Source organism: Sphingopyxis sp. Root1497, from assembly GCF_001427085.1.
Taxonomy (GTDB): Bacteria; Pseudomonadota; Alphaproteobacteria; order Sphingomonadales; family Sphingomonadaceae; genus Sphingopyxis.
Map to the genome: position 1 here is coordinate 114,250 of NZ_LMGF01000003.1, position 6,651 is coordinate 120,900.

The following is a 6,651-nucleotide window of genomic DNA, read 5'->3' on the forward strand; positions in this document are numbered from 1 at the left end:
CTATGCCGCTGCCACCTCCCCATCGCTTCGCGACAGGGAGGATTTTCATGTCCGCTCCCGACCTTGAGCCGCCACCGCTCCGCCTCCCAAAGCTCATCACCCAAAGGCGTCTCGACGACCCGCCGCAGCCCGGCATGCCCATGCACCAGGCTCGCGGGTCCGATCAGCCCCAGATGAAACTGCCCCGCCGCCAACGCGAACAACGCGACATCGCCGACGCGCCCATCCGCCACCGGCCCGAACCCGGCATCAGCGAGCCCAGCCTCGACCCGCCCCCGCGCCCACCCGCGCAGCGGATAATCGCCCGGCCGCACCAGCCGTTTCCCCGCCACGGCATAGGCCGCCCACACCAGCCCCACGCAGTCTAGCCCCGTCGCCGGATCGCTTCCCTGCAACCGGAACCCCACCCCGACCATCGCCCGCGCCGCCGCAAAGGCACGGCAACCAAGCTCATCCACCCGGATAGCGCGTCAGCAGGTCATTGCCCGGCAGATGCGCCTCGCCGCGAAAATTCACCGAATTGGCAAAGCGTGCGCCGCACGTCGCCAATTGCCGGTCGCACCCCTCGGTCAGCCGCACCCGCGCTGGCAATACGGGCAGAACCCCCGGAACATCGGCCAGCACCAGCACCGCCCCGTCGTCGGCGATCACCGGCGATGCCAGCCCGCACGCCGCGCCCTCGATCCACAGCAATTCGCCGAACGCCATCGTCCCCGCCGCGACCGGCGCGTCGAGCGTCACCGCGCGCCCGTCGACCGCGACCACCCGTCGCATATGCGTCAGGGGCGCCAGGTCGACCCGGCACGCCCGGTCGCCCAACGCCGCGCGGCACGACGGCGACGTCGCCGGGCAGGCAGGCCCGTCGAGCGACCGCATCACGCCCTGCAATTCCACGGCGAAGGCCGATCCCCGTCGCTCGACCGCGCCCAGTTCGCCGCGCGCCACGACCACCGGCGCCGCGTCGGGCGCGCTCCAGTCGGCCACCATCAGCGCCAGCTGCGCGCCGTCCCAGCGTCCCGCGTCGAGGTCGGCGGCGGCGATCGCCGCGCTCGACACCGCGCCCTCCAGGTCCATCGTCTCGACATCTAGGCTGTCGCTCGTCTCGAGCGCCGACGGCTTCATCCCCGGCGCCGCGCGATACAGTGTGCCGCCCAGCATCAGGTCGCGGTCGTGCGAGGTCAGCCCCACCACCACCCCGTCGCGCCGTGCCAGCCGCCAGCACCAGGCGAGCGTCACCAACTCCTCACGCAGCCAGTCGGGCGCCGCCGGCATCACCCCGAAATCCCTTGGGGCGCCCGCACCTCGACCAGCGGCACAGTCGCCATCTCGCCCGCCAGAAAGGTCGCGCGGCTCACCTCCAGCCGATCCTCGGCGAAACGCACCGGCACATCGAAACGAAACCCTGCGCGCACCGCGCCCCCGATGGCAGGCGCGACATCGAGCAGCACCTCGCCATCGCCGGTGACCACGAACGCCGCCGTCTCGATCCCGTCGACCGACACCCTGACGCTGCCCGCGACCGGCAGGCGGATCGCCCGCTCCTGCACCGCCTCGCCCGCGCCATAACGCTTCACCAAGGCAAACTGCCGTCGGCTCCCGTCGCCGGTCCCCAGCCATTGGTCGGACGCGGCCGGCAACCCGCCATCCGCCGCCGACCCATGGTCGAACGGATCGCGAAACCGGAACGCCCGCGCCGCACCGCGCCGCGCGCGGAAGAAGTCGGCCAGCGCCCGCACGTCACCCTCCGACCGCACCCCCGGCCCCGCATCGTAGCGCATCCGCGCCTCGGCCCATTCGCTCGCGCGCTGCTCGTGCCCCGACGGCGAGCTCACGATCTGGGTCGAAAATTCGGTCACGCTGAGCGCCTCGCGCCCGATCGCCAGCGGGAAATCCACCGCATCAAATGCCTGCACGTCATCCTCCCCGTCGAACCAGACGAACCCGTCGCGCGCGACCTGCGGCAGCGCCCAGACGAACGTGCGCGCCACCCCCGTGCGCACGCTCGCCCCGGCCGCCTCGGCGATCGCCGCCCATTGGTCGCGATCCTCCGCCCGCAGCACGAACCCCGAAAAATAATGTTGTTCGTCAATCGGATAGCCCAGCCGCGCCACCATCGCGCTCCGCGCCGGTCCGGTCTCGGCCCCACGCCCGCCGGTCACCCAGTCATAATCTTCGAGCTGGAGCACATCGAAAGCCGGCGCCGCCCATCCGACCGGAACATTCGCCCGCCGCACCTCGCGCGCCGCGGGGTCGAACACCGTCGGCAGGAACACCAGCAAATGGCTCACCAGCCCGGCGGCCCCCGCCTCGTCGCGCGCCGCCGCGACCAGCGCCGCGGTCGAGACCGCGAGCAACGCCCCCAACGCATCGAGCATCGCTCGCTGTCCGCCGTCGAGCGCCGCGCGCAGGTCGGGGATTGCGACGCTCGTCCCGCCGAGCGCCGCCGTCGTCGCGGCATCGTAACCGCAAATCTTACCGCCCGGATTGACCCACCACCAGGGTTCGCCGACCTGGAATTTCACCGGCAGCCCCGCCGCCACCGCCACCCCGACGAACGCCCGCGCCACCAGCTGCAGATAGCCCATCGCCACCGCATTGGCGGGCGACAACAGGGTCGACGGCGGCACCCATCCGGTCAGCGCCGGCGCGCCCTCGGCATCACGCTGCTTCCAGTCGTTCCAGCAATATTCGTCGAAATATTCATAGGACAGCGACCAGATCACCCCCAACCCCGCGTCCTTGCAGGCGTCGGCGAACCTCGCATGCCACGCTGCGCACGGCGCATTGATCGTCCCGCCGGCCAGGCTCGCGTAAAAGCCCTCTCCCGACGCCTCGAGCCGCATATAGTGGCTCATCCCGACATAATGGACGACGTCACCGCGATAGCCGAGCGCGACGATCTGCCGCACCACCCGCGCCGGGGTCAGGTGATAAGCATCGTCATAGCCGTTCGTCATCCCCAGCCCATGTTCGGGCAGCATCGCATCGCCGATCGCCAGCACCGATCCCGACCCCGAACAGGCGATCTCGCTCATCTCGGCCCAGCCCGCGACGGGCGCCGTCAGCACCCCGTCGCTGCCGTCATAGCCCGGCGGCACCAGCGACACGAACATCCGGTCGATGTCGCCCGCCCACACCCGATCGGCCTCGCCGGGCAGCAGATAGCCGCCGTCGAGCGCATCGAAATTCAGGCTGACGAGCGCATCATCGCCGGTCCCCTCGGCATAGTTCCACAGCCGCACATACCAGGCACGCGCCTCCCCTTCCGCATCGCGCCCCTCGATCGTCAGCGTCGGCCCGTGCAGCGCATCGAGCGGCTTGACCCCGCCCGACCGCCAGCGAAAGCTCAGCTGGCAATGCCGGAAATCGCGGCTAGTTTCATAAGCGAGCAACGAATGATCCCAGCGATCCTCGGCCGCCCAGATCAGCCCCGCCAGATCCTGCTTTTGATAAAAGACCGTCTCCACCCGCAGCGCCGCCGGCGCCGTCGTCACGACGCTCGCCATCATCGGCCGCGCAAAATCAACCGTCCAGAACCGCGGATCGAAGCGCTTGATCCACCCCTTCCTGTGATGCGGCTCGGCCGCCACCAATGCCCAGCCCATCAGTCCGCCTCCACCGCGCGCCGCACCGCGCGCGCCAGTTGCCGTCCGGTCTGCGCCAGCCGCGCCGGCTCGCTACCGCCCTCGCCGCGCACATTGACCGTGATCGCGATGTTGCGCACCGCCCCGCCCGTCGCCGGCTCGATCCGCCCGCTCGCGGTCGGCACGAACAGCTCGGGTCCGCGCTCGCCGACGCGGTACGCGCGCCCCGCGCTCACCGGCCCGCCCGTCGCGCGCCCCGGCGCGCCAAGCAGCGCCTGCACGATCGACGTCGCCAGCGCCAACAGGCCGCCACTGCCCCCGCCGCCCTGCGGCCCGCCCCCCAGCGCGTTCGAAATCGATGCGCGCGCGATGTCGGCCATCACCGACAGCGCGACGCGCTTCAGATCCTCGAACCCCAGCTTGCCGGTCAGGATCGCCCGGCTCAGCGCGCGCTCGATGCCGCGCCCCGCGGCATCGGCGCCCGCGATCAGCGGCCCCTCCAGCGCCGCGCGCATCGCCGCGACGTCGCGCTGGAAGACGCTCGTGTCGGCGCGCACCGTCACCAGCATCTCGTCGATCTCGTTACCCATCGGGAAAAGCCTCCATCATCGCGCCCAGCACATCGCGCGCCATCGGCATCGCCGCGCCATCCTCGTCGGCCCACGCCGCCAGCACCGCCGCCGCATCGGCGGGGGTCGCCGCCCAGAACTGGCCGGGCAGCCATCCCGCGACGCGCGCCATCACCCCCGCCAGCCGCACCGCGCCCGGCCCGAACGCGTCGCTCATCGTCCCTGCAATATCTGGCCGAGCAGCACGCGCAGCGCCGGCGTCACCGCGGCCAGCCCCTGCGCCACCACCGCCTCGCCCACCGCTTCGCGCGTCAGCGCCGCGGGCCGTCCCTCGACGCAATGCCAGAACAGCGCCGCGAGTTCGCCCAGCCCCAGCCGGCCATCCGCCGCGCGCTCGACGAGCGCGAACAGCGGCCCCAACTCGTCCTCCGCCGCGACCAATGCTGCAAAGCTCGGCCGCAGCACGAACGCCGTTTCGCCGACCCGCAGCTCGGCCTCGCCGCGCAGCCTGTTCGCCGCCACCCCGGTCACAGGCTCACCACCGGACCGCTGCTCTCGAGGTTCAGCGTGTATTGCCGCTCGCCATTATAATCGCCGGCATAGTCGAGCCGCGTCACCAGGAACCGCCCCTGCATCCGCTCGCCGCTCTCGAACGCCAGTTCATAGGCGTCGATCGCCCCCGACAAGGCATGGCCGCGCACCCGCACCTCGGCGTCCGACCCGGTAAAGATCCCCGCCGCGCTCACCGAAACCGAGCGCACCCCGGCGCCCGACAACAGCTCGCGCCACCCGCCGCTGTCCTTGGTCGTGACGTTGACCGCCTCGCCGTTCACCGACATTTGCGTCGTCCGCAAACCCGCGACCGTCTGGTACGCCGGCGGTACCTCGCCATCGCCGATCTTGAGCAAAAAGGCGCTCCCATTTTCGATTGCCATCGTCTAATCTCCTCAACATAAAATCATGCGTAAACGGGGAGTCGCAGGATGCTGATTGCAACGATACTTCTGGCCACCATGGCGCCGGCGTCGACCGCCAGCGTCGACACGACGCGTGCCGCCTTCACCAAATGCCTGCGCGACGACATGAAGAAGTCGCTCGAGGCCAAGATGGGCGAGGCCGAATATGAAATGGCGCTGAAATCGACCTGCTCGTCCGAGCGCGACGCCTTCCGCGCCGCGGTGATCGCCTTCGGCCGCGCCGCCGGCGACAGCGAGAAAAACGCCACCGACGACGCCGACATGCAGATCGAGGATTATCACGCGAACTTCACCGACAAGTTCAAGGATTACAGCTCGACCAACACCCTGCCCGGCGGCGAATAAGCGCCGCGGCGAGGCCGCAGCATAAGGTGCAGCAAAACTACCGTCGCCCCCGCGAAGGCGGGGGCGACGTATCGCCTCACCCCACCAGACACCGGCACCGCACGACGATCTCGTGCCGCCACCCCCCATCCTTCGCAAAGCCGAACCGCGTCCGGACCACCCGCGCGCCGACGACCCTCCAGCCATCGCCTTCACCGCGCAGCCCCGGCACCAGCGCCTCGATCCGCCCCGCCGCGCCATCGCCCGCCGCCGCGCCGACCCCGACCAGTGCCAGCGTCAGCCGCACCTCGCGTCCCGCGACATCCTTGGTCCCCCAATCGCTCCCCTCGGCCGCGCCGACGCTGACATAGGGGGCGCTCGCCCGTGCCGGCACCCCGTCGAACACCCCGTGGACCAGCCCCGCCAGCGCCGCGTCGTCCGCCAGCAGCGCCAGCGCCCGCGCGCGCACCGCCTGTTCGGCGCTCATCGCCACGCGCCTGCTCTCAGGCCAAACGGACGCCACGGCTGCCACAGCGCCGCGATGATCGCCGGCACCTCGCGCGCGCCATCGTCGCGCGCCTCGTGCAGATGCTGGATCATCCGGATCAGCCCCTGGCGGATCGCCTCGGGCACGCCGTTCGCATCGGCCGCCAGCCCGGCGCGATAGGTCACGCGCGCCCGCGTCGCGTCGCCCGGCGCATCGATCGCCAGCCGCGCGCCGCCATCGCGGTCGATGTCGGCGCGCCAGTCGTCGTCCGCCAGCACGATCTCCGCCTCGCCGACCAGCCCCGTCACCGCGTCGATTGCGACCACCGGCCGCTTGGCGAGCCGCGTCCAGCCGTGCGTCACCACCATCTCTTCGCGCACCGTCCGCACGATCAGCATCTGCCCGGTAAACGCCTCGCACAGGTCGGCGGCGCTGCGGATCAGCCCCGCGACCACCGCATCGTCCTGTCCCGCGCCCAGCCGCAGCCACGCCTTCGCCTCGGCGACGCCCACCGGCGCCGCGCCTTTCTCGATCTGCGATATCATCAGCGTTCCTCCACCCGCAGCGTCAGCGATCGCTCGTCGATCTGCCCGTCGCTCAGCGTTACCCGGTTGGTCACCCGATAGACGCCCCCCGCCTCGCCGCCGTCCAACGTCGCCGCGCAGCGCAGCAAATCATGGCTCGCCCCCGACACCGCGACGCCGCCCGCC

The 6,651-nt window shown here is 71.1% G+C and carries 10 protein-coding genes; 1 reads left to right on the forward strand and 9 read right to left on the reverse strand.

Features of this window, described 5'->3' with window-relative positions; genetic code table 11:
- Nucleotides 1-450: 450 nt before the first annotated feature.
- The 6 genes from ASD67_RS04075 to ASD67_RS04100 are packed head-to-tail and all read right to left on the reverse strand — an operon-like array spanning nucleotide 451 to nucleotide 5,088.
- Entirely contained in the window at nucleotides 451-1,272 is an 822-nt protein-coding gene (locus tag ASD67_RS04075) for a DUF2163 domain-containing protein (RefSeq protein ID WP_056343793.1), read from the reverse strand.
- Complete coding sequence (locus ASD67_RS04080; RefSeq protein WP_056343795.1) at nucleotides 1,272-3,605, reverse strand: DUF2460 domain-containing protein; 2,334 nt, start codon at nucleotides 3,603-3,605, stop codon at nucleotides 1,272-1,274. The genes ASD67_RS04075 and ASD67_RS04080 overlap by 1 nt, the downstream gene beginning before the upstream one ends.
- Nucleotides 3,605-4,174, reverse strand: a complete 570-nt coding sequence (locus tag ASD67_RS04085) for a hypothetical protein (protein WP_056343797.1) — start codon at nucleotides 4,172-4,174, stop codon at nucleotides 3,605-3,607. The genes ASD67_RS04080 and ASD67_RS04085 overlap by 1 nt, the downstream gene beginning before the upstream one ends.
- Nucleotides 4,167-4,370, reverse strand: a complete 204-nt coding sequence (locus ASD67_RS04090; RefSeq protein WP_056343800.1) for a phage tail assembly chaperone — start codon at nucleotides 4,368-4,370, stop codon at nucleotides 4,167-4,169. Before ASD67_RS04090 ends, ASD67_RS04085 begins: the two co-directional genes overlap by 8 nt.
- Nucleotides 4,367-4,675, reverse strand: coding sequence for a gene transfer agent family protein (locus ASD67_RS04095; protein WP_056347003.1), 309 nt, complete (start codon nucleotides 4,673-4,675; stop codon nucleotides 4,367-4,369). The genes ASD67_RS04090 and ASD67_RS04095 overlap by 4 nt, the downstream gene beginning before the upstream one ends.
- A gap of 5 nt (nucleotides 4,676-4,680) precedes the next feature.
- Nucleotides 4,681-5,088 (reverse strand): phage major tail protein, TP901-1 family, encoded by a 408-nt coding sequence (locus ASD67_RS04100; RefSeq protein ID WP_056343803.1) that lies wholly within the window; start codon nucleotides 5,086-5,088, stop codon nucleotides 4,681-4,683.
- Nucleotides 5,089-5,136: 48 nt separating this feature from the next.
- On the opposite strand from ASD67_RS04100, the gene ASD67_RS04105 reads away from it, so the two are divergent.
- The gene (locus ASD67_RS04105) at nucleotides 5,137-5,475 is read left to right on the forward strand and encodes a hypothetical protein (RefSeq protein ID WP_056343806.1); all 339 of its coding nucleotides are present in this window, start codon (nucleotides 5,137-5,139) and stop codon (nucleotides 5,473-5,475) included.
- A 76-nt stretch (nucleotides 5,476-5,551) separates the two neighbouring features.
- On the opposite strand, the gene gp17 is transcribed toward ASD67_RS04105, so the two are convergent.
- From gp17 to ASD67_RS23970, 3 genes are read right to left on the reverse strand one after another with little or no spacing between them, the layout of a single operon-like run.
- The gene (gene gp17, locus ASD67_RS04110) at nucleotides 5,552-5,941 is read right to left on the reverse strand and encodes a tail completion protein gp17 (RefSeq protein ID WP_056343809.1); all 390 of its coding nucleotides are present in this window, start codon (nucleotides 5,939-5,941) and stop codon (nucleotides 5,552-5,554) included.
- Complete coding sequence (locus ASD67_RS04115) at nucleotides 5,938-6,486, reverse strand: head-tail connector protein (protein WP_056343811.1); 549 nt, start codon at nucleotides 6,484-6,486, stop codon at nucleotides 5,938-5,940. Before ASD67_RS04115 ends, gp17 begins: the two co-directional genes overlap by 4 nt.
- Nucleotides 6,486-6,635, reverse strand: a complete 150-nt coding sequence (locus ASD67_RS23970; protein WP_443028026.1) for a phage fiber-tail adaptor protein — start codon at nucleotides 6,633-6,635, stop codon at nucleotides 6,486-6,488. The genes ASD67_RS04115 and ASD67_RS23970 overlap by 1 nt, the downstream gene beginning before the upstream one ends.
- Nucleotides 6,636-6,651: the final 16 nt, after the last annotated feature.

Coding starts and splice junctions, on each gene's coding strand:
- ASD67_RS04075 (WP_056343793.1), bottom strand. CDS start 1,272: ATGCCGGCGGCGCCCGACTGGCTGCGTGAGGAGTTGGTGACGCTCGCC.
- ASD67_RS04080 (WP_056343795.1), bottom strand. CDS start 3,605: ATGGGCTGGGCATTGGTGGCGGCCGAGCCGCATCACAGGAAGGGGTGG.
- ASD67_RS04085 (WP_056343797.1), bottom strand. CDS start 4,174: ATGGGTAACGAGATCGACGAGATGCTGGTGACGGTGCGCGCCGACACG.
- ASD67_RS04090 (WP_056343800.1), bottom strand. CDS start 4,370: ATGAGCGACGCGTTCGGGCCGGGCGCGGTGCGGCTGGCGGGGGTGATG.
- ASD67_RS04100 (WP_056343803.1), bottom strand. CDS start 5,088: ATGGCAATCGAAAATGGGAGCGCCTTTTTGCTCAAGATCGGCGATGGC.
- ASD67_RS04105 (WP_056343806.1), top strand. CDS start 5,137: ATGCTGATTGCAACGATACTTCTGGCCACCATGGCGCCGGCGTCGACC.
- gp17 (WP_056343809.1), bottom strand. CDS start 5,941: ATGAGCGCCGAACAGGCGGTGCGCGCGCGGGCGCTGGCGCTGCTGGCG.
- ASD67_RS04115 (WP_056343811.1), bottom strand. CDS start 6,486: ATGATATCGCAGATCGAGAAAGGCGCGGCGCCGGTGGGCGTCGCCGAG.